15 protein-coding genes are annotated in these 22031 nt (G+C 72.1%); 8 read left to right on the top strand and 7 right to left on the bottom strand.

The window, feature by feature from the left end:
- Positions 1 to 40: 40 nt before the first annotated feature.
- Positions 41 to 964: an NAD(P)/FAD-dependent oxidoreductase gene (locus WME95_RS47985; protein WP_437905861.1), complete on the bottom strand. Its 924-nt coding sequence runs from the start codon at positions 962 to 964 to the stop codon at positions 41 to 43.
- A 136-nt stretch (positions 965 to 1100) separates the two neighbouring features.
- Between WME95_RS47985 and WME95_RS47980 the strand changes: the two genes are divergently transcribed.
- From WME95_RS47980 to WME95_RS47970, 3 genes are all read left to right on the top strand, one after another.
- On the top strand, positions 1101 to 2105 hold the full coding sequence (locus WME95_RS47980) for a DUF4349 domain-containing protein (RefSeq protein WP_437905860.1): 1005 nt from the start codon (positions 1101 to 1103) through the stop codon (positions 2103 to 2105).
- Positions 2106 to 2543: 438 nt separating this feature from the next.
- Positions 2544 to 3395 carry a hypothetical protein gene (locus WME95_RS47975; protein WP_437905859.1) on the top strand — a complete coding sequence of 284 codons (852 nt, stop codon included), beginning with the start codon at positions 2544 to 2546 and terminating at the stop codon, positions 3393 to 3395.
- Between the two features lie 411 nt (positions 3396 to 3806).
- A complete protein-coding gene (locus tag WME95_RS47970) occupies positions 3807 to 5186 on the top strand; it encodes a PAS domain-containing protein (protein ID WP_437905858.1) in 1380 nt (459 codons plus the stop codon).
- Position 5187: 1 nt separating this feature from the next.
- On the opposite strand, the gene WME95_RS47965 is transcribed toward WME95_RS47970, so the two are convergent.
- The 5 genes from WME95_RS47965 to WME95_RS47945 all read right to left on the bottom strand — a co-directional run bounded on the left by WME95_RS47965 (position 5188) and on the right by WME95_RS47945 (position 11804).
- A complete protein-coding gene (locus WME95_RS47965; protein WP_437905857.1) occupies positions 5188 to 6216 on the bottom strand; it encodes a hypothetical protein in 1029 nt (342 codons plus the stop codon).
- Positions 6213 to 7355 (bottom strand): tetratricopeptide repeat protein, encoded by a 1143-nt coding sequence (locus tag WME95_RS47960; RefSeq protein WP_437905856.1) that lies wholly within the window; start codon positions 7353 to 7355, stop codon positions 6213 to 6215. Before WME95_RS47960 ends, WME95_RS47965 begins: the two co-directional genes overlap by 4 nt.
- 31 nt (positions 7356 to 7386) lie before the next feature.
- On the bottom strand, positions 7387 to 8955 hold the full coding sequence (locus tag WME95_RS47955; RefSeq protein ID WP_437905855.1) for a serine/threonine-protein kinase: 1569 nt from the start codon (positions 8953 to 8955) through the stop codon (positions 7387 to 7389).
- 328 nt (positions 8956 to 9283) lie between these two features.
- Positions 9284 to 10030 carry a cyclase family protein gene (locus WME95_RS47950; protein ID WP_437905854.1) on the bottom strand — a complete coding sequence of 249 codons (747 nt, stop codon included), beginning with the start codon at positions 10028 to 10030 and terminating at the stop codon, positions 9284 to 9286.
- 226 nt (positions 10031 to 10256) lie between these two features.
- Positions 10257 to 11804: a serine/threonine-protein kinase gene (locus tag WME95_RS47945; protein WP_437905853.1), complete on the bottom strand. Its 1548-nt coding sequence runs from the start codon at positions 11802 to 11804 to the stop codon at positions 10257 to 10259.
- Positions 11805 to 11958: 154 nt separating this feature from the next.
- Here WME95_RS47945 and WME95_RS47940 point away from each other — a divergent pair, with 154 nt between their 5' ends.
- The 3 genes from WME95_RS47940 to WME95_RS47930 all read left to right on the top strand — a co-directional run bounded on the left by WME95_RS47940 (position 11959) and on the right by WME95_RS47930 (position 18456).
- On the top strand, positions 11959 to 15969 hold the full coding sequence (locus WME95_RS47940; protein ID WP_437905852.1) for a protein kinase domain-containing protein: 4011 nt from the start codon (positions 11959 to 11961) through the stop codon (positions 15967 to 15969).
- Positions 15970 to 16201: 232 nt separating this feature from the next.
- On the top strand, positions 16202 to 16999 hold the full coding sequence (locus WME95_RS47935) for a hypothetical protein (protein ID WP_437905851.1): 798 nt from the start codon (positions 16202 to 16204) through the stop codon (positions 16997 to 16999).
- A 92-nt stretch (positions 17000 to 17091) separates the two neighbouring features.
- Positions 17092 to 18456: a sigma 54-interacting transcriptional regulator gene (locus WME95_RS47930; protein ID WP_437905850.1), complete on the top strand. Its 1365-nt coding sequence runs from the start codon at positions 17092 to 17094 to the stop codon at positions 18454 to 18456.
- Positions 18457 to 18602: 146 nt separating this feature from the next.
- On the opposite strand, the gene WME95_RS47925 is transcribed toward WME95_RS47930, so the two are convergent.
- Complete coding sequence (locus tag WME95_RS47925) at positions 18603 to 20069, bottom strand: hypothetical protein (protein ID WP_437905849.1); 1467 nt, start codon at positions 20067 to 20069, stop codon at positions 18603 to 18605.
- A 401-nt stretch (positions 20070 to 20470) separates the two neighbouring features.
- Here WME95_RS47925 and WME95_RS47920 point away from each other — a divergent pair, with 401 nt between their 5' ends.
- Complete coding sequence (locus WME95_RS47920; protein WP_437905848.1) at positions 20471 to 20740, top strand: hypothetical protein; 270 nt, start codon at positions 20471 to 20473, stop codon at positions 20738 to 20740.
- A 502-nt stretch (positions 20741 to 21242) separates the two neighbouring features.
- Positions 21243 to 22013 (top strand): hypothetical protein, encoded by a 771-nt coding sequence (locus WME95_RS47915; protein ID WP_437905846.1) that lies wholly within the window; start codon positions 21243 to 21245, stop codon positions 22011 to 22013.
- Positions 22014 to 22031 lie beyond the last annotated feature (18 nt).

Genomic DNA, 22031 nt, shown 5'->3' with positions numbered 1-22031 from the left:
GCGCCTGTCCTGGCAGCGCCGGCGAGGGCGCGCTGCCCCGCTACGCGAGCTCCTCTTCTTGCAGCGCGCAGTTGATCCCGAACGCCGCGGCGGCTCCCTCCGCGGCGGCCACGATGGCGAGCAGCACCTCCTTCGAGGCGTCCCCGGCGACGAAGACCCCATCGCGGGTCGTCTCCTCGTGCTCGGCGACCGTCTCGACGCCCCGCTCCTCCGTGACCGTGCAGCGGAGCCGCCCGGCCAGATCCGCCCCCTGCTCCTGCTTCGCCTTGAGGAAGAGCGAGCGGCGCTCCACCGCGCTGCCGTCCTCGAGCACCACGCGCTCCAGCATCCCGTCCCTGCCCTCGAGCCGGGCGACGCGCTCCTCGCGCACGCCGATCCGGTGGCGCGCGAGCCGATCGGCGTCCGATCGCGACAGGGACGCTGGCCCGTCCGTGAACAGGACGACGTCATCGCTCCACGTCTTCATGTTCACGGCGAGCGAGACCCCGGTGCTGCCCTGTCCGTAGACGCCGATCGCCTGATCGCGCGCCTCCCATCCATCGCAGTAGGGGCAGTGGTGCACGCTCTTGCCGTACATCGCGGGGAGCCCCGGGAGCTCCGGCAGCCGATCGACGAGCCCGGTGGCGAGCAGCAGCTTGCGGCAGCGCAGGCGCTCGCCGCCTTCCAGCGTCACCTCGAAGCGCCTCGCTCCGCGGCGGACGTCGGTGACGGCGGCCTCGCGGATCTCGACGCCGTACGGCGCCAGCTGCTCGCGCGCTATCCGCCGGAGCTCGGACGGCGCGATCCCGTCGCGCGACAGGAAGCCGTGCATCTCGCGCGCCGCGTGGTTGCGGTACCGCCCCGAGTCGCACACGAGGACGCGCCTCCGGCAGCGCCCCAGGATGAGCGCCGCGCTGAGGCCGGCCGGCCCTCCGCCGACGATGATCGCGTCGTATCCCGGGGTGTCCTCTTCGCGTGTCGACATGGTCGGCGCCCGCCTCGCAACGGGCGGGCCCGCCGCCGGCGCGCACGGCGTGTCCGCGTCCTCGCCCGAGGTGGGCTCACAGGCGCCGCTCGCGGTCGTTCGCTCGAACCGCTATGGTCACCGCATGCGCTCCTGCATGAGGCTGCCTGCCGTGCTGCTCCTGGCGGTGACGCTGACGAGCGCCTGCGCCAGAGGGGACCATTCCGGATCGGCCCCGCCCGCGCAGATCGCGGCGCTGGATCAGCGAGCGCCGGGGCCCTCACCCGCGTCGGCGCCGCTCGCCGGGCGGGCGATGCGGATCACCGTCGAGACCGCGATCCTCGTCGACGCCTTCGAGCCCGCGATGCAGCGGCTGCGGACCGCGGTCGAGGAGCACGGCGGCTACGTGAGCGAGGCCCGGGTGCACGGCGGCCCGCACCGGAGCGCGTCGCTCGAGGCGCGGGTCCCCTCGGCGAAGGTCGGCGCGTTCCGCGCCGTGGCGGCGTCGGTCGGCGAGGTGGTCGACGACGCGGAGAAGGCCGAGGACGTGACCGAGCAGCGCGCGGACATCGGCGCGCGGCTGCGGAACGCCCGCGCCCAGGAGAAGCGGCTGCTCGACCTGCTCTCCGACAGGACGGGGAGCCTCGCGGACGTTGTCGCCGTCGAGAAGCAGCTCGGGAGCGTGCGTGAGACGATCGAGCAGATCGAGGCGCAGGAGCGGTTGCTGGAGGGGCAGATCGCCTATGCGACCGTGAAGATGTCGATCACGGCGCGCGGCGAGGAGCAGACCTTGGGCGCCGGCGGCAAGATCGCCCGCGCGGCCAGCGAGGGAATCGAGAACGCGGGGGTCGTCGCCGTGAAAACCGCGGTCCTCGCCGCCTCGATCGGCCCCACGTTGCTGCTCCTGGCGGCGTTCTTCGGGGCGCTCACCTACGCCCTTCGCGCGATCCTCCGGCGGCAGCGGCGCACGACAGCCAGCTTCCGTCCACCCTTCCAGGCGGGCCCGATGCACGCTTACCCGACCGGCGCGGCGCCGGTGCAGGGTGCGCAGCCTTCCCCGATCACCGCGCCGCCGGCGCAGGGCGCGCAGCCTTCCCCGGAACCGACCTCGCCGCCTCCGGCGCAGGGCCCGCGCGGCGACGGCGAGATCGACCCCGGGTGAGCCTGCTGGCTGACCCGAGCAGATCGATCACCGCCCGCTCGGCCCCCGCGCACGAGACCCCCTGACAGCGCCTGCCGGGGCGCTCGGCGGCGCGCTCGTCAGCGGCGTGCCTCGCGCCATGGCCCCGGCCCCGCGCACGCTCCTGTCGCCACACTGCACATCGCAACGACACACAGGCCGCTCGCTGCCCTTCTGTCGAGCCTTCATGCAATGTGAGATTTCGATCATCCACCGCTCCTTACTGGGTCTCAGACGGCGCGCGACACGCGACCTCGCGCTCGCCCGGCACGCCGTGGACAGAGCACCGCTGACTCCAACGACTCCAGAATTCTACACAAATCGCCAGTTGAGTACTGGACATGATGGCTAGTCATCGGTACACCCCATGTGACCTTCGACGAGGGCACGAAGGGACGAACCCGGGGGGGGGGAACGACGATGTACCGGATCAGCATCGCTGTTTTCGCAGCGCTTTTGGTCGCGTCTTTGGTCGGCTGCGTCGCAGTTCAGGAAGAGGAGGAGGACTCCGTAGGAGTTGCCCTTAGCGCGCTCGAGTTCATCAACGCCCTCAACCCCAACGCCCTCAACCCCAACGCCCTCAACCCCAACGCCCTCAACCCCAACGCCCTCAACCCCAACGCCCTCAACCCCAACGCATTGAGCCCGGCGGCCCTGAGCGCGATCCAGGATCCGGGCGCGGCCGGCGATCTCTCGCGCCAGCTCCTCAGCTATGTGGTCGGCTGTGCGTTCCTCCCCTCGCAGTCGTTCAGCTTCTCGTGGACCGACGGCTCGGGCACGGTGCGCAACGAGCAGTACTGGGGGATCATCGGCCTCGTGCCGGACTGGAGCACCAAGCCGCTCGGCCTGATGGACCAGCAGTGGATCTCGGCGTGCCTCGCGTCGCGGACGAACTGGTACGGCGTCTCCGTGACGATCTCCTCGCGGGGCACTCCCTCGGCCATCGACAAGACCGGTACCCTCGAGCTCACGACCTACACGCATCTGGAAGGCGCCTTCTGGGGCAATCTGTTTGCCCCCTCTCCTTACCTGAACGCCTGCTACGACGAGGCGAATCGCGGCCATGCACGGTCGCTGATGCGGGATTGCGCCGCCGGTCACCTCACCAGCGGCGGGGCCGTCCAGCAATGCGGGATGCTCAGCATCCGCGGGTCGTGCGCCGCCTACTGCCAGCAGCTCAACACGAACGGCATGTACTACCCGAGCTGCGTCAACAACCTCACCGGCATCCCGGAGTCGACCACCCGTGTGATCACCGTCTTTCTTCCCTAGCCACCGGCGGCGAGCCCGAGCCGCGGGACCTATCCCCTGGTCGACAGGACGCTCTCCGGGAACAGGAGCCACGCAAACACGAAGCGGCGTCCGTCCGGATCGAACGTGTCTTTCGCCGTGTCGATAGCGCCTCCGAGATGCTCCGATGTACGAGGCGACGAGCACGAAGGGCAGGTCCCGGTCGGTGGTGCGCGGGGCTGCGATGAGGGCGAGTCGGTCGTGCGTGGGAGTACCGCTGTCGACGCGCCAGCCCGCGAGAACGAGCCATCCCCGGCCGATTAGGTACTTCACGGGGCCGGCCTGATGGTGCACCATTTCAGCGCAGCAGGTATCCCGGACGGCCGCGGGCGGAGAGCGGTGCGCAGGGCTCAGAGGGCTGAGCGCGCTCTCCTCGGCGGCGAGCGGCCGCGCGTGAGATCGCACATCAGGCAGGGCTCAGGGGGGACGATGGAGATCGACCGGCAGAGCGACGAGCGAATCAAGGCAGAGAACGCGCGGCTCCGGGCTCGCGTGGAGGAGCTGGAGCGAAGGCTCGGCTCGGGCGCGGCGCCGCGCGACGCGCAGCGCGAGCTCGCGGACAGCGTGCCTTACCGCGCGCTCTTCGATGCGGTGACCGTACCGCTGGTGGTCCACCGCGCGGACGGGCTCCTCGTCGCGATCAACCGGGCCGACTGCGCGCGGTGGCGCATCAGGCCCGAGCAGATCATCGGCAAGTACAACGCGCTGGAGGATCCGCAGGCGGTGAAGACGGGCCACGCCGAGGCCTTCCGCCGAGCGCTCGCCGGGGAGGTGGTCACGCTGCCCCCGGTCCCCTACGACACCGAGCCGGGCGAGCTTTACAAGGAGAGGCGCCGGCTCTGGACCGAGCCGAGCTACGTTGCATTCGAGGACGCGAGCGGGAACCGCTTCGTGGCGGTGGTGACCATCGACGTCACCGCGCGCGTGGAGTCCGAGGCGCAGAGGCGCCGGGGCGCCGCGCTGCTGGAGGCCTTCATCCAGAACGCGCCGATGCTCATGTTCGCGCGGGACAGCGAGGGCCGCCACACGCTGCTGAACCCGCCGGTCGAGGCGCTCCTCGGCAAGCCCCGCGAGGAGCTGATGGGGAAGACGCAACACGACCTGTTCCCCGCGGAGATCGCCGACCGGTTCACGACGCAGGACCGGGCGGCGATGGCGTCGTCCGAGCCCATCACCTCCGAGGACGAGATGGAGCTGGCCGACGGGACGCACGTGTACATGAGCACCAGGTTCGCGCTCCGCGACGAGGAGGGCAGGGTCTCCGGATGCGGGGCGATCGCGGTGGACATCACCGAGCGGGTGCGGGCCGAGGCGAGGACCCGGCAGCTGCAGGAGAAGATGCTGCGCGTGCAGCAGGAGACGATACGGGCGATCTCAACGCCGCTGTTGCCCATCGCGGACGGGGTGCTGGTGGCGCCCCTGGTCGGCGAGCTGACCCGCGAGCGGGGCGCGCAGTTCACCGAGACGCTGCTGGACGGGATCTCCCGCCAGCGCGCGCGGATCACCCTCCTCGACGTGACGGGGGTGCCGCAGGCGGGGCCGGAGGTGGCGGACGCGCTGATCCGGGCGGCGCGGAGCGCGCGGCTGCTCGGGGCCGAGGTGGTGCTCACCGGGATCCGGCCGAGCGTGGCGCAGGCGCTCGTGCAGCTGGGGGCCGATCTGGGGGGGATCGTGACGCGGGGGACGCTGGAGCGCGGCGTGACCTATGCGCTCTCCGGACGCGAGGGCGCGCGGGCGCCGGCGCGAACCCGGAACGGGCGCGGCGCGCACTAGGTCACATCCCGGGGCCGTCGTCGCTCTTCGCCAGCGTCGCGGCGTTGGCCTCCACCTGCTCGCGGGTCAATGGCTCGCCGTACAGCGCGGCATACTGGATCGAGCCGCGGAGAGAGCGCCCGGCCTTCCGCGAGTTTCCGAGCACGAGATACCACGTCGGCTCCGCCCACGTGAAGACGAAGTCGGCGGGCGGCCGATCCGGGATCGCGTTCGTTTGCACGTCGCCGTTCACGTAGAGATCGACGACGCCCTCGGCGGCGTTCAGCACGAGGTGCAGGACGCACGGCCGCTCCAGCTCCTCGAGGGGAATGAACCACTGCCCCACGAGCAGCGTCTGGGAGCTGGCGTAGATGTGGAACAGCAGCTCTCGGTTGCCCATCCCGTCGGGGTCGCCCGCGCTCAGCGAGTACTTCCCGAACTCTCCGGTATCGGTCCCGAGGTACAGGATGCGAGCCGGCACGCCCTCGACCGCCGCGGCCGTCACGCTCACCACGGTCTCGAGCGTGAGCGCCGCCTTCGAGACGAGGAGCTTGCTCGGGGGCGTGGCGGTCGAAGAAAACACGGCCTCCACGCGCGCGTTGCCGCCGAGGTTGTTCCAGCGGATGCCCCTGCGCCCCGCCTCGCCTTCCAGGTTGAGCCTCTCTCCGTCCGACACCACGTCGAGCGAGAGCCCCGGCGCTGGTCCCGAGTCGACGAGCTTGCCATCCGTGCCGTACGCGTCGAGGAAGTACCGCGCGAGCAAGCCATCATCGACAAGGCAAGTCGAGATATGGCTCCCCGGCCCATCGCAGCCCTCCGGGGGCGCCCCGCCGCAGCCGCCACCCCCTTCACAAGGCTCCACGGTCCCGCCGGCGCTGCCGCTCGTTCCGCCTGCGCCGCCCGTGCCGGGCACGACATCCTCGTAGCTGTAAAAGACGCAGCTCCCCCCGGTGAGCGCGACCAGCGGGACGATCGTCGAGAGCGCCCGGCCCATCCACGTCCAAGATACGATGCGCACCATCGGGACGATCCCTCTCTTCGGAAACCTCACCAGCGCTTGCTGAGCCCGAGCCCGCCCGGCATGGGGATCACCGACAGGCCGGTCGCCGTCGCGTCCCGCGCGTCGGGCTGCCCTGTCAGGAGGACGTACGCCGCCGTGCCGAGCCCCGCCGCGCCCGCGGCAAGGAAGCTCCAGACCGCCGCGTTCGCGAGGTCTGCCTTGGCGTGCCCCAGGTCGTTGTACGCGCGCAGGTCGAGCCCGGGGCAGCGCGCAGGGTCGGTGCAGGCCGGCTCCAGGAGGCGCTGCTGCGCGCTCGCCTTCCCGTTCGAGAGCAGCACGAACGCGACCCCGAGCCCCGTCCCCGCGGCGGTCGCGGCGAGCCCCGTGAACACGACCGCGGGGCTGCGCGGGCGCGGGCGTCCATCCGCCGCGTCGCCCGCGTCACCGCCCTCCTGGGCGCTGCCGTCGGCCGCACCCTGCCCAGGCCCCAGCGGCCCGCCGCCCTCCTGGGCGCTGCCGTCGGCCGCGACCTGCCCGGGGCCGAGCGGCTGCGGCTCGCCGCCCGCGCCGCGCCCGGTCCTGTCGCTCTCGATCCGCACCTTACCGGCCACGAGATCGACCTCGACCTTGGCCCTCATCCCCTCCTTGAGGACGATCTCCTTCGTCAGCCCGCGTCGTCCAGGCGCCCCCACGGCGAGCGTGTGGCTGCCCGGATCGCGCGCGACGGGCGTCGACGGCGGCACGTCCAGCCCGCCGAGCGCCACCTGGGCGCCCCCCGAGCCCGCGCCCGTCACGGTGATCTCCACGGTCGGGATGCGCGACGAGAGGGCCTCGAGCTCCGTCCTCGCCTCGGCCTGCGCCTGCCGGAACGCCTGCGAGGCGTCGGCCGGGAGCTGCTCGTCGACGATGACCTGGTAGACCGAGCGCGCCTCGGTCAGGCGGCCGAGCTTGTGGCAGGAGCGCGCGACCATGATCAGGAAGGTCGGCGCATGCACCGTGGCCTCGGCTCGGCGGAAGGCCTGGAGCGCGTCCCGGTACCGGCGTGCTCGGTAGGCCGTCCACCCCTGGTTGGCGTACGCGACGGCCGCCTGCCGCGCCTTCGCCGACGGGGGCGGCGCCTGCGCGGACGCCTCCGCGCCGGCGAGCGTGACAAGGAGGAACGTACCCATCACCGCCGCTCGGAAGCGCATTCTTGCTCTCTGGGGACGCGGAGCCACCCGGCTAGAGCCCCCAGTCCGGCCTGCTCCCGCCGGACTTCTTGCGAGGAGCCGGCGCCGCCTTGCGCGGCGCCGCCGTCGACGTGGTCCGAGCGGTGGCCGGAGACGCGGGGCGCGCGGGCGCGGCGCTCCGCGCCGCCGCCGCGGAGGGGACGGCGGATGCCTGTGCCGGCGCCAGGGAGGCGGCGCCCGGCGCGCCCGCGCCCGGCTCGAGCGGCAGCGGGGCCGGTACCACCGCGGGGGTCGCCGCGGCGCGCGCCTCGAGAGCGCTCGCGATGGCGGGGACCGCGGCGGGCCCGGCCGGCGCGCCGCTCGACGGCGCGACGAGCGCGGGCGCTGCGGCGGCCGCGGACGCCTGGATCGCGGCCTCGTCGCCGCCGGTCGATGCGCCCTTGAGCGTGGCGATGAACAGGCCGCCCCCCACGGCGACGATCGTCGCCCCGATGGCGACGCGCCCCGCGACCCGCGCGATGGCGCCGCGCGCCGCGTGCGGCGCCGACAGGTTGATCGCGCCGGTCAAGGTGCCCGGCAGCGAGTGCGGGTTCGGCGTCGAGGCGCGGACATCGTTCGGGTCCGAGCGCCGCTGGATGGGCATCGTCGTCAGCTGCGCCACCGGCGGCGTGCCGGGGTCGGCGAGCCCGGACACGCCGCCGGAGACCAGCGACGACCACCCGGCGCCCAGCGAGGTGTCCCCCACGAGCGAGAAGAACGGCGGCGCGCCCGCGACGCGCGCGAGCTCGTTCACCATGTCGCGCACGTTCTGGAACCGCTTGTCCCGATCGCGCGCCAGCGCCCGCTCGAAGAACGCGTCGATGCCGCTCGGCAGATCGGGGGCGAGCGCGCGCGCCGACGGCACCGTGCCGAGGATCACCTTCGTGACCACGCGCCCGATCGCGTCGCCCGGGAACGGCAGCTGCCCCGTGAGCATCTTGAACAGGATGACCCCGAGCGACCAGAGATCGCTGCGCGCGTCCACGTCCCGCTCGCCATAGAACTGCTCCGGGCTCATGTAGTTGGGCGAGCCCATCACCTCGCCCGTGGCCGAGATATCGGTCGCGAGCACCGCCGAGACGTCCTTCGCGATCCCGAAGTCGAGCAGCTTCACGATCTCGCCGTCCTCGCCGTCGACGCGCGCCAGGAAGAAGTTGGCGGGCTTGAGGTCGCGGTGCACGAACCCCGCTTCATGGACGCTGCGGAGCGCCTTCCCGGCCTGGACGATGATGTGCAGCGTCTCCGGGAGCGAGAGGCGGCCGCACCGCTGGAGGCGCTTGCTGAGATCCTCGCCTTGCAGGAGCTCCATGACGAGGTAGGGCACCTCGTCGTCCTCCTCGAAGCCGAAATCGTGGACCTGCACGATATGAGGGCTCTTGAGCTGCGCGGCGGCGCGCGCCTCCCGCTCGAAGCGCGCCCGGAGCACCGGCAGCCGCGAAAACGAGTCGCGCATGAACTTGACCGCGACGAGCGTGCCGAGCTGTACGTGCTGCGCCACCCAGATCGAGCCCATCCCGCCGTGCGATAGCTCTCGCTCCAGGCGGAACTTGCCGGCCAGAAGGACGTCTTTCTCGAACTTCATACGCCCGGTCACCTCCCGAGGGGGGAGTCGAGAGGATACCGAATCCCGGGCAGGACGCGAAGCTCCGTGTGGTCGCTCCGGCGCGGGGAGCAGCACCTCGTACGACCGTCGCGGGGGGCGGTATGCAAACAGGCGACACGGCGCCGGAGCAGGGCGACGGGGCCAGGACGGCGCGCGCTGCGCCCCAGGCGTGCCTGCGCCGATCCGTCCCCTGGGCGAAAGGTGAGGCGACGCGTGCGGCAGGTCAGAGAGCAGCCAGGGGTGCTGACGCGCTGCAATGCGCAACGCCGCGGCCGCCGCCCGAGCCTGCCCGGCGATGTGCGCCGCGCTAGCTCGCCGGGCCGCCGGAGGCCGGCACCAGCGCCAGCACCCGGGCCGGCGCGCCGCTGCCGCGCGCGAGCGGGAGCGGCGCGACCACAACGACCGCCCCGGCCTCGGGCAGCTGATCCAGGTTGGCGAGGTTCTCGATGTGGTAGCCGCCGGCGCCAAGGAAGGCCCTGTGCTGCTCGAATGTCTCGCTCTGCCCCGGGTCGGTCGACAGCGTATCGATACCGATGCAGCGCACGCCGCGCTCGCGCAGGTAGCGGCTCGCCTCCACGGAAACCCCGGGGAAATGCATGACGCCCTGGGGGTCCTGGTTCAGGTACCTCGCCGGATCGGACCAGCGAGCCCCCCAGCCCGTCCGGATCAGCACGATATGCCTCGCGCCGAGGGCCCCGTGCCGCGCCTCCCATCCCCGGAGATCGTCCACGGTGACCCGGTGGTCCGGGCTCGCCGCCACGGCCGCCGTCACGTCCACGACCGCCGCCGCCCCGACGAGCTGCTCCGGCGCGATCTGCTCGACGGTCGCTGTCCCGGCCGTGAAGTGCGCCGGCGCGTCCACGTGGGTGCCGGCGTGCTCGTCCATCGAGAACCGATTGGAGCGATACGCGTCCTTCTCGAGGGTGCTGAGCGCCTCCGACGCATAGGGCTCGTCGCCGGGAAACAGCGGCATGTCCGGGGTGATCGGGTGCGTCAGATCGACCACCCGCGCCGTGGCGAGGTCGATCACCCAAGCTCCGTGCGCCTCCTGCATGGCGCACAGCTCACCACGAGCCCGCTGCCCGCACAAGGCACGTCGACGGGCGGTCGCGCCGCGCCGCGAGCGCCGCGCCCGCCCGACGCGACGACCGAGCGGGCATGCAGACGCGCTTCGGCGACGACTGCTCGCGGCAATAGCGCAGGGCCGCCGCGAGCAGCGTCCCGGACGACGAGCCGGCGAGGATGCCCGTCCTGGCGCACTGGGCATGAGGGGCGGGTGATCAGCCCTGTCGTGTCCGTGGCGCTGTGATCCGGCGGAGCGCGCCCTCTTCTCCTGCCGTTGCGATCTCCAGATCGGACAGGAGCTCGGGTGAAGCGAAGACGCCCTCTCCGGCTTGGTCTGGCACCCACGCCGCGACCTCCAGCAGCTTGCCGGCTGCGGGCGAGCCTTTGCCGGTATCCGTGAGCTCTCCCGCGTGGAGGCACAGGCGCACATCGACCCTGGGATCGCGCCCGGAGCGGGCCTCGAGCCGCTGGTAGATCGCGAGCGCCGTGCGCACCACCTGGCGGCGCGCCTCCCTGTCCCCGGCCGGGTCGTCGGGACGATCCACCGTGAAAAGCATGCTGCTGCCGGTCTGCACCATGGTCGTGAGACCGGCGCTGACGAGCTCGGCGGCGATGAAGGGGAGGATGACCTCGAGATCGGCGAGCAATCCATCCTCCGGCTCCTCGAGGGCGCTCGGCTCGACGTGCACTTCGGCGTAGAGCGCGAGCGCCTGCCGCTCGCGCGCGGCAGAAGACAGCGCGCCTGTCCCGCCGCTCGCCTCCACCGTGGCCCTCAGCTCGCCCAGAAAGGCCGTGATCGTCGGGGGGCGCTCCCTGCGATCCTTGCTCATCGCACGGAGGATCACCTCATCCAATGCGGGATGGACGCGCGCCCGGGTGCTCGGGCGCGGCGGGTCCACGTAGAGGTGCAGCTGGCGCAGCATCGGATAGGAGCGCTCGACGAAGGGCGGCTCGCCGACGAGCATCCGGTACGTCAGCACCCCGAGCGCGTAGACGTCAGCGCGGGAGTCGATCGACTCGCCGAGGATCTGCTCCGGGCTGATGCACGTCGGGGTCCCGACGATGTGCCGCGACGACGTGAGCGCAGGCTCCGGCGCATCGAGCAGCTTGGCCACGCCGAAGTCGAGCAGCACCACCCTCCGCCGCCCGCCCTGCTCGGCGAGAAAGACGTTCGATGCCTTGATATCCCGGTGCACGATCCCCCAGCGGTGCGCCGCGTCGAGCGCGCTGCAAAGCGGCTCCAGGAGCGCGAGCACGTCCGTGGCGGACAGGCGTCCGCGGGCGCGGAGGTGCTCGTCGAGACTACAGCCCTCGAGCAGCTCCATGACATAGTAGGGGGCACCACGGCTGCTGAGCCGCCCGTGATCGAGGATCGCGACCACATTCGGATGATTCAGACGCTGTATCGCCTCGATCTCCCGCGCGAAGCGGACGACCGCATCGAGATCCGAGGCGAGGTCGGCGTGAAGGACCTTGAGCGCCGCGGCGGTGCCGCGCTCGGCGTGCGTGGCGCGATAGACGAAGCTGAAGCCACCCCGGGCGAGGGGGCGATCGAGGATGTAGTCGCCGACGCGAGCCCCCCGCGGCAGGGTGCGGAGCAGCGGATCGGGCGACGGGTCCTCCTGCGTGCGCGTGGCCTCGGCCTCCCGTATCCGAAGTGTGGCGTCGTCGAGGGCGCTCGGCTGATGAGCCACGGCCGCCATCGCCAGCGCGGAAGGGGTATGTGAGCTGGGGAGCGTGTCGTCTTCCGTGGTTCGTGCCATGCGCCGGACAACAACGATATCATGAGCGCCGCTCACGGCCCCGGTCCGCGCCCGTCGCGAAGGGAAAACCGATTTGCATCGCTGTCCATCGTGCCACAGGCGGATCGCAGAGGCGGCCTCGTGCCCCCGGCACGGCGGGCCGCCGCCTGGGCCTGTGCCCGCAGAGGCCCGCGGCTCAGCGCCGCGCGTCGAGGGCTTCCGTCTGACCGAGCTCCTCGGTCTGGGCGGCTTCGCTGCCGTCTGGGCAGGCTGGCGCGAGCGCGACGAGGTGCCGATCGCCGTCAAGGTCGGCCTGATCGACGCGGAGCAGAGCGAGCCGCGCTTCCAGCGCGAGGCCGGCGCTCTCGAGCGGATCGGCCCCCCGCACGTGCCGCGCCTGTACGGGCAGGGGAGGCTCGACGATGGCCGGCCGTGGATCGCCATGGAGCGGCTGCGAGGGCGCACGCTCGCGGCCGACCTCGCGGCGCTGCCCGGGCCGCCGGACCCGGGCTGGGCGCTCGGGCGAGCCGATGCGCTGCTCGTCGCGCTCGAGGCGGCGCATGCCCGGGAGGTGATCCACCGCGACGTGAAGCCGGAGAACGTCTTCCTCGTGCCAGCGAGCGGCAGCGGAGCGCGCGCCGGCGCGGAGGAGCGCGTGGTCCTGCTCGATTTCGGCCTCGCCAAGCGGGGCGCCGGCGCCGAGGCGACCGGCGCCGAGCTCACGCGCGCCGGGACCATCGTTGGGACGCCCGTCTACATGTCGCCCGAGCAAGCGCGCGGGGACCTCGCGATCGACGCGCGCGCCGACATCTACGCGTTCGGCGTGATCCTGTTCGAGCTCCTGACGCTGCGACCGCCGTTCGTCGGCGACGCGGGCGCCATCGAGCACGGCCACCTCGCGCTGCGTCCGCCGCGCCCGACCGAGCTGGCCGCCGTCCCGGCCGCGATCGAGGACGTCGTGCTCGCATGCCTCGCCAAGGATCCAGACCGCCGGCCCGCGAGCGTGTCACTGCTCCGACGCGCCCTCGCCGCGGCGGGCGCTGGCCGCGCCAGCGGCGCTGTCGTGGGGGCTCGCCTCGCCGGCGGCGCTGTCGCCGTGCAGGCGGCCCCGCCCGCGGCCCCGGCCGAGCTGCCCGAGAGCGCGGGGAGCGCCCGGCTCATCGCGGACGGGCGCGAGCCGGTCGTGGTGCTTGTCGCGGACGTCAGCGGCGCCGTGCCGTCGGCCGTCGCCGCGCTGGCGAGCCGCAAGGGGCTCGTCGTCCGCCAGCGCGGACGCCGCCTCGTGGCGCTGTTCTCGGGCCGCGACATCGAGCATCCGGCGCAGGCGGCGCTCGCCGCCGCGCGGGAGCTCGCCGGCCGGTGCGACGCGCGCGCGGGGCTCCACCTCGCGGGCGTCAGCGTGCGCCGGAAGGGCAGGTGCGCGCCCGTCGCCTATGGCACGGCGGTCGATCGCCCGGAAGGCTGGCTGCCGCCCGAACCCTGGTCCGGGGTCGTGCTCAGCGCGGAGATCGAGCGCGTGCTGGTGGAGACCGAACCCACGCCACCCTCGACAGGCGCCGCGGCCGCGATGGGCGCGTCGACCGCGACGGGCGCGGTCGACGGCGAGGTGCCCCTGCTCGGGCAGAGCGAGGTCGTCGAGGCGCTGGCAGCGAGCGCCGCCGCGGCCTTTGACGGCACGTGTCCCGGCCTGATGACGCTGCTCGGCGAAGCCGGCCTCGGCAAGACGCGCCTCGCGAACGAGGCGGCTGCCGTGGCGCGATCGCTCCATCCGGAGGCGCTGGTGCTCTCGATGCGCGCGGCGCAGCCGCTCTCGTGCGAGGTCGCGCGAGAGGTGGAGGAGATCCTGCGCGCCGCGCTGGGCGCGCCGGAGAGGCCGCCGGCCGACGTCGAGGCGTTCTGCGTGGAGCGGCTCGGCCAGGAGATCGGGCGCGCGGCGTGGCCGTCCGTGGCGTCGGCGCTCGGGTGGGGCGCCCCGTCCGGCAGCGCGTCGCGCGACCGCGAGCTCCTGCGGGCGATCGCGGAAGGGCTCCGCCGGCGCGCGCGCCGCGGGCCGGTGGCCGTGATCCTCGACGACGCGCACTGGGCGGACGACGCGCTGCTCGATGCGCTCGAGGTCGCGACGCTCGACGGCGCCGGCGTGGCGCTCTGGGTCGTGGTCGCCGCGCATCCGCGGTTCGAGCAGCTCCGCCCCGGGTGGGGTACCCGCACGCAACGCTTCGAAAAGAGGGCGCTTTTGCCGCTCGACGAGGGCGCCGGGATGCGGCTCGCGGCGGAGCTTCTCCTGCCGGCGGAGTACCCGCCGGCGGACACGCTGAGGCGGCTCGCCGCGTGGGCCGGCGGCAATCCGGCGTGCCTTGTGGCGATCGTCCGGGAGCTGAAGCGGGCCGGGATCGTGCGCCAGCGGTCGAACACGGGCAGCTACTACGCGGCGACCGCGGCGCCCGAAGGCCTTTCGCCCTCGCCTGGGTGGCAGTGGCTGGCCCTGCGGAGGCTCGAAGCGCTGCCGCCGGAGCTCGCGGCGTGCGCGCGGCTCTGCGCGGTGCTCGGGGCCTCGTTCACCAGGGCGGAGCTGGAGTGGGTCCAGGACGCCGCCGATCGGGCCGGTGGGGCCGGGTCGCCGGTAGACGCGGGCTTCGGCCTGAGCGCGCTGGTCGAGCGGGGCATCCTGGAGCGCGCGCCGCGCGCGTCGCGCACGCTAGGCGAGCGGTACGCATTCCAGAGCGGCGTCTTCCGGGACTCGGTGGTCGAGCCGCTCCATCCGGAGCACCGCAGGGACACCCACCGGTACGCGCTGGCCTTCTGGCGAGCGCGGGTCTCCGCCGGGGATGCGACCCCGGAGACCCTTGCCTCGCTGGCGCGGCACGCGAGCGCGTGCGGAGCGAGCGAGGAGGCGGCGGAAGCCTACGTGAAGCTCGGGGACATCGCGCTCTCAGCTCACCGACACGTCGAGGCCGACCAGCACTACAGTGCGGCCCTCGAGCACATCTCTGCGGCGGACCTGCGCCGGCGCGCGCTCGCGCTCGCGGGCCGGGGCAGGATACGCTACCGAGCGCACCGGACGCGGGAAGCCATCGAGGATCTGACCACGGCGCGCGAGCTAGGCGAGCGCCTCGCCGACGAGGTGCTCGTCGGCGAGATCCTCCTGGAAGAGGCCATCCTGCTCGACTGGACCGGGGATTACGAGGGGTCGGCGCGGCGCGTGGAGCAGGCGCGCCCCCTCGTCGCGCGGTCGGGCTCACCGCGGCTCGCGGTCCGGCTCGTGGTGGCCGATGGACGCAGGTGCGTGCGGACGGCGCAGGTGGCGCAGGCGATCGCGCTCCTGGAGAAGGGCGCCGTCGAGGCGGAGGCGCTCGGCGATCACGACAGCCGGATCGTCGCGCTGCTGCTCCTGCCGGTCGAGCTGGCGCACGCGGGCTCGTTCAGCGAGGCAGAGGAGCGCGCGCGCGAGGCGATCGACCTCTGTGCAAGGGTCCACGATCTGCCGCACCTGTGCGTCGCGTACATGAACCGCGTCGTGCTCTGGACGCTGAAGAAGTCGCCGTCCCGGGCCACGGCGGATCTCCGGCGCGTCATCTCGCTTGCGCGCGAGATCGGCAACCCATGGCTGGAGCGCGTGGCGACCTACAACGTCGCCGAGCTGCTCTACTGGAGCGACCGGCGCGAGGACGCGCTCGTGCTCGCCCGCCGGGCCCATGTCCTGGAGCGGCGGTTCATCGAGCGCCCGGTGCCCGAGTGCTCCCTGCTGCTCGCGCGGCTCCTGGCCACGGCAGGGCAGCACGACGAGGCGCGCGAGCTCATCGCCTGGGTAGCGGGCGCCTGCCCGCCAGAGCCCGGGGCGCACGCTGCGTTTGCGTGCTTCCGGATGCTCCAGGCGCTGCTGATCGACGAGGCGGGGGGCGCCGTCGATCCCCAGGAGGGAATGGCCCATGAGACGGTGGCCCATGAGACGTTGGATGAAGCGATGGGCGCAGCCAGCAGCGCGGGAAGCGTGCTGTTCGCCGATGAGTTCCTGGAGATCCTGTACTGGCGGGCTCGCCTTGCCCTGCGGGACCGGCGAGATGCCGACGCTTCTGCGGTCGTACACAAGGCGCAGGCCATGCTGGGGGAGCACCCGGCGTGGCGGGCTCGCTTCGACGGCCTCGCGCGCGCCCTCGAGAAGGTGCTGGCTGGGCCATGCGGCACCTGAGGGCTGCAACATGCAGGCACCGCCGGATCTCGGCCGCATGGGTGTTGTACGACTCACGTGCTTCGCGCGGCGGCGCGGCCATTTCTCATGCAGGGCCTGCTCCTGCCGGGGCGGGCGGCTGAAGCAGAGGGCCGGCCTGCGCCTTGCACAGCTTGCTCGCCGAGCACATGCGGTCGGCGCCGCGCGCGCCTCGGGGGGGATCATGTCCATTTCACGAGCGTTCAGCGCTGTCATGACGGGGTTTTCTCTCTTCATCGCCGGATGTGGAGCAGAGCGGCACAGCGGCATGAGCTCGCGCACCGAGGAGCAGGACGCGATCATCGTCATGAACGGAGACGATCCTGCTTTCTTCTGGCGATCCGCGACGCAGCAAGCCTTGCGCGCCCTGGCTGAGGTGCCGCTCGAGGGATCGAGCGGCGAGCTCACCGACACCCCGCTGCTCGCGAGCGCAGAGGGGCGGCGGCTCCTCTCGTACATGGTCCTCTGCGCGCTCCCTGAAGGCGAGGCGCTGCGCGGTGGGGCCGCGGGGATCTCCTTCGAGGGCACGGTCGGCCTCGCGCCACGGTGGAGTTCGTCGCCTCTCGACGACGTCGAGACACAGCGGTGGATGACGGCGTGCCTGCTTCAGACGCTCAACGGCCTCAGCATGGAAGTGGAGGTCCGGATGACGGGGAGCCACCAGGCGCTCGCCGGGCGCCCGGGGGCCGCGCCGTCCGAGTTCACCACCCCGGATGCCACGATGTTCGGCAACCTCTTCCATCCGGACAGCCCGGCTGCGTTCGCCTGCGTCGACAACACGGATGTGGCGGCGTGCGGCGTCGACTGGAGCGGACATTCGGTCCGGCGGATCTGCGGCATCTCGCCCACGTGCGGCGTCACCCTCCTTGGCCCGTGCTCCCTCGCCTGCGCTCGCGACGCGGACGGCCACTCCACGTGTGACACGCCGGGAGGCGGCCGCTACGTGGAGGCCATCACCACGAGCCTGCATAGCAGCATCTCTCTCGACTCGTTCGCGCCCTGCAGCCCGTGACGCGCCGGGCAGGCTCGGCGCTTGCCTGCCTCGGCTTACGACGACGCGCTCCGGGAGCGCGGGCCGGTCGCTCGTATGGTAGCCTGAGATCGATGGCCTCGGAGCGACCCCCCTGCCAGGATGTCGGCGCGACGGCGGTGCTGGAGGCGCGCCCCCGCGAGGTGGCGTTCAGCCGGTTCCACGTCCAGGTGCAGCTCGGCCCTGATCAGGGCGCCTCGCAGGTGGCAGATGCGCCGGAGCTCGTGATCGGCTCCGCCCGCGGCAACCAGCTTGTCCTGACCGACCAGGCCGTGTCGCGGCACCACTGCGTCATCACCGTCACGCCACAGGGGTTCCTGCTCCGGGACCTCGGCAGCACCAATGGCACGAGGGTCTCGGGGATCCGCGTCGAGGCCGCGTACCTCGATCCGGGGGCGCTGATTGGCGTGGGCCAGTCCACACTCCGCTTCGACGTCCTTCCGGACGAGATCCGCGAGCCGCTCGGCGACGAGGACCTCTCCGGCCGCGTCCTCGGGCAGAGCACCGCGATGCGGCGTATCTTTGCCATGCTGCCACGGGTCGCGGCATCCGACTCAACGGTGCTCCTCGAAGGGGAGACCGGCACCGGCAAGGGGCTCTTCGCCGAGCTCATCCATCAGCAGAGCCGCCGCTCCTCGGGGCCGTTCGTCGTGATCGACTGCGGCGCCATCCCACCCACGCTCATCGAGTCCGAGCTGTTCGGGCACGCCAAGGGTGCCTTCACAGGCGCGCAGCAGGCGCGGGCGGGCGCCTTCGAGGCGGCGCGCGGGGGGACGGTGCTGCTCGACGAGCTCGGCGAGCTCCGGCTCGACCTGCAGCCCAAGCTGCTTCGCGCCCTCGAGGAGCGGACGATACGGCGGGTCGGCAGCCTCGACCCGATCCGCCTGGACGTGCGGGTGATCGCCGCCACGAACCGCGATCTGCGCCAGGAGGTGAACCGGGGCAACTTCCGCTCCGATCTCTTCTATCGGCTGAACGTGGTCCGGATACGCGTCCCGTCGCTGCGGGAGCGCCGCGAGGACATCCCGCTGCTCGTCGCGCACTTCTACCGGCAGTTCGCCGACGGGGCCACACCGCCCCTCGGGCTCGTGGAAGCGATGGCGCGCCACGACTGGCCGGGCAACGTCCGCGAGCTGCGCGGCGCGGTCGAGCGGGCCGTGCTGCTTGGAGATCCGGTCCTCTGGCGGGAGGGCGCGGCGACCGAGGGCGAGGCCGCGCAAGGCGAAGCCCGCGAGAACGTCTTCAGGGAAGATGATCTGTCGCTGTCGTTTCGTGAGGCGAAAGAGCGAGTCATCACGCTCTGGGAACGCGCTTATGTCCACGCGTTGATCCGCACCAACGGCAGCAATGTCTCGCGCGCGGCGCGAGCGGCGCGGATGGATCGCAATTACCTGCGGGAGCTGCTTCGCCGGCATGGCGTCCTGGCGACCGACGTCTGAGCGTCCGTGGGCCATCCCTGGCACCGACGTGCCGGGCGGCCCGGCAAGCGATCATGACACCGCATCCAACCGGGAGGAGGGCGTGGAGGAGTTCCCCGGTTCGCCCTCCCATGTTCACGGTCGAACCCGGCCGCGGCGACCTCGGATCACATCGGCGTGCGGAACATGGCCTGCGCGGAGCAGAGGACCTGGGTCACCGCCTCCGCCTGCGCGTCGCTGGCGGCCGCCGCGGTGAGCGTCGGCGCGAGCGCCTCGACCCCTGCCGCGAACTTCGCGTAGGCCTCGACGATGCCGTCCAGCTCGGCGTCGAGGCTGGCCGACGCGCTCGCGTCGGCGTGCGCCTCGGCGTCGAGGTAGGCCGAGAGCGCGGCCTTCAGGTCGGCGTCGAGCTGCGCGTTGAGGTCGACCGTGGCATCGAGCACCGTCCGCAGCGCCGCCTCGGCGTCGGCCGTGGCGCCCACCAAGAGGCCGAGCGCACCGTCGACCTCGGCCTGCGCCTCGCCGGAGAGGCTCGCGATGAAGTCGGCGCGCGCGGTCGTGATCGCGTCCACGCTGGCTGCTGCGGCCACGTCTGCCGTCAGCTTGGCGCCAGCGTCCGCGATCGCGTCGACGGTGGCTTGCGCGGCGCCGCTCATCTTGGCGATCTCTGTGGTCGCCTGCGCGGTCGCGCGCGCCTCCAGCTGTCCGGCGGCGTGGGCGCAGGCGAAGAGGACCACCTCTACGTCCGCGGACGCGTCGAGGGCAGCGCTGAGCGCGGCGCGGAAGGTCATGCTGGCCGCGGCCTGCGCCTGGGCGCGCACGTCGGCGGCGGCTCCTGCGGCGTCCAGCGCGGCGTCGACCTCCGCGAGGAACTGAGCGGTCGCCTCGCCGGCGGGAACCTCGCTGTCCAGCGCCGCGTTCAGGGTCCGGGCAGCCTCCAGCTCCGCGCTGGCGAGCGCGCCGGCGTCGATGTTCGCTCCCGCGGCTGCGAGCGCGCGCAGCTCCGCGTGGTGCGCTCCCAGGGTCGCCCCGGCGATCGCCTTCACGACCGCCTTGGTCTCGGCGCCGGCAGACGCCGCGGCCGCGACCGCGGCGGCGAGCTCCGCGTCGACGAGCGCGCGCACGTCCGTCGCCACGGTGGCGTCCACCGCGACGCTGGCCGCGAGATCGATGAGCACGAGCGCCTCGACCGAGCTCTCGGTCGAGATCGGCGCCGCGACGGCGATCTCGCCCGCGGCGCTCCCTGCCGCATCGAGGAACGCGGAGCCGATCACCTGGCCCGAGCCGTCGAGGGCCTGCACGATGAGCGGCTTTGCGTCCACCGGGACCTCCGCGGAGAAGGCCCCCGCCGCGTCGATCGTGGTCTCTGCCAGCGACTCGAGCGCTCCGCTCTCGAGCAGATGAGAGACGCGGACCGTCTTCGTGCTCGCGATGGTGCTCTCGCCGGCGAGGCTGTGGTCGTGAGACCCGGCGCCCTCGTCGGTCACGTGTCCGTTGACGATCGCGAGCGCGCCGTCTCCGGTCTGCGGATCGCCGTCCGAGGACGAGCCACCGGAGCCGGAGGAGCATCCCAGGGCCATCGAGACGCCAATCACCAGGGCCAACACGCTGCACTTCGAAGAGATGGTTCTCATGCTCACTCCTGTGTTTGCGGTGTACGCTCCGCGCCGCTGGGCCATGTCGTTCGGACGAGCCGACGACCTCCCCGCGACGCGACCACGACGTGATCACGAGGCGATTTGCGGAGGTGGTCGCCGGCCGGCGCCGAAAGGAATCAGGTTCCGCGCTGCGCGCCTGCTGTCCTGACCTCCAAGCAGGCTGCGTGCCGTCGGCGCTGCGCGCCTGGCCCGCGGGGAACGCACTGCAGGCCCGCGCGTCTTCAGCGTGGAATCAACGGTTCTGAAGGTGCGAATCGACCGGGTGTCACAAGCGCGAAGGGGGGTCGGTTGCTGGGGACAGCCAGCAGTGCTGCAGGCTGTCGCAAGCAGCGGCCGTCAACTTCCGTTCCGGATTGGACGTCCATGTAAGTGCGTTGATGTCGACCTGCGCATGCTCGGATGAACTCGGCCACGTCCTCCGCGCTGACGCAACGGTGCTGGTGCCGTGCTATCTCGCCGGCTCGCCGGAGGCCGGCACCAGCGCCAGCACCCGGACGGTCGCGCCGCTGCCGCGCGCGAGCGGCGCGACCACCACGACGGCCTCGGCCTCCGCGCCGCTGGCGCAGGGCGCGCAGCCTTCCCCGGAACCAACCTCGCCGCCTCCGGCGCAGGGCCCGCGCGGCGAGGGCGAGATCGGCCCCGGGTGATCCCGGCCGCAGACCCGAGCAGCTCGACCACCGCCCGCTCGGCCCCCCCCGTGCACGCCCTCCCCTGACAACGCCGTTCGAAGCGCTCGGCGACGCGGTTGTCATCGGTGTGCCCCACGCCATTGCCCCCGGCTCCGAGCACGCCACCATCGCCACACTGCAAATTGAAACGACACACAGGCCGCTCGCCGTCGTTCTGTCGAGCCTTCATGCCGTGTGAGATTTCGATCATCCACCGCTCCTCACTGGGTCTCAGACGGAGCGCGACGAACGCGACACGCGGCCATGCGCTCATCCTGCACGCCGTGGACAGAGCAGCCCTGACCCCAACGACTTGAGAATTCTTCAGAAATCGCCTGTTGAGCACTGGACATGATGGCTAGTCATCGTTACACCTTAATTCGACCTTCGACGAGGGCACGAAGGGACGAACCCCGGGGGGGAACGACGATGTACCCGGATCAGCCTCGCTGGTTTCGTAGCGCTTTCGCTCGCGCTTTTGGTGGGCTGCATCTCAGCGCAGGAAGAGGAGGAGGGCTCCGTAGGAGTTGCCCCTAGCGCCCTCGAGTTCGTCAACGCCCTCAACCCCAATGCCCTCAACCCCAACGCCCGCAGCGCCAACGCCCTCAGCGCCAATGCATTGAGCTCGGCGGCCCTGAGCGCGATCCGGGATCCGGGGGCGGCGGGTGATCTCTCGCGCCAGCTCCTCAACTATGTGGTCGGCTGTGCGTTCCTCCCGTCGCAGTCGTTCAGCTTCTCGTGGCTCGATGGCTCGGGCAAGGTGCACAACGAGGTATACTGGGGAATCATCTGCCTCGTTCCGGACTGGAGCACCAAGGCGCTCGACCTATACAACCAGCAGTGGATCTCGGCGTGCCTCGCGTCGCGGACGAACTGGTACGGCGTCTCCGTGACGATCTCCTCGCGGGGCACTCCCTCGGCCCTCGACAAGGCCGGTACCCCCGAGCTCACGGCCTACACGCGTCTGGAAGGCGCCTTCTGGGGCAATCTGTTTGTCCCCTCTCCTTACCTGAACGCCTGCAACGACGAGGCCAATCGAAGCTATGTACGGTCGCTTATGCGGGAGTGCGCCGCCGGTCACCTCACTAGCGGCGGGGCCGTCCAGCAATGCGGGATGATCAGCATCCGCGGGTCGTGCGCCTCCTACTGCGAGGCGCTCAACACGAACGGCATGTACTACCCGAGCTGCGTCAACAACCTCACCGGCAGCCAGGAGTCGACCTCCCGTGTGATCACCGTCTTTCTTCGCTAGCGCGCCGCGGCTCCAGCA

The sequence above is a fragment of the Sorangium sp. So ce327 genome (assembly GCF_051530205.1).
GTDB classification, from domain to species: domain Bacteria; phylum Myxococcota_A; class Polyangia; order Polyangiales; family Polyangiaceae; genus Sorangium; species Sorangium cellulosum_B.
The sequence above is the reverse complement of the archived record's forward strand: the minus strand, read 5'-3'. Positions and strand labels throughout refer to the sequence as shown.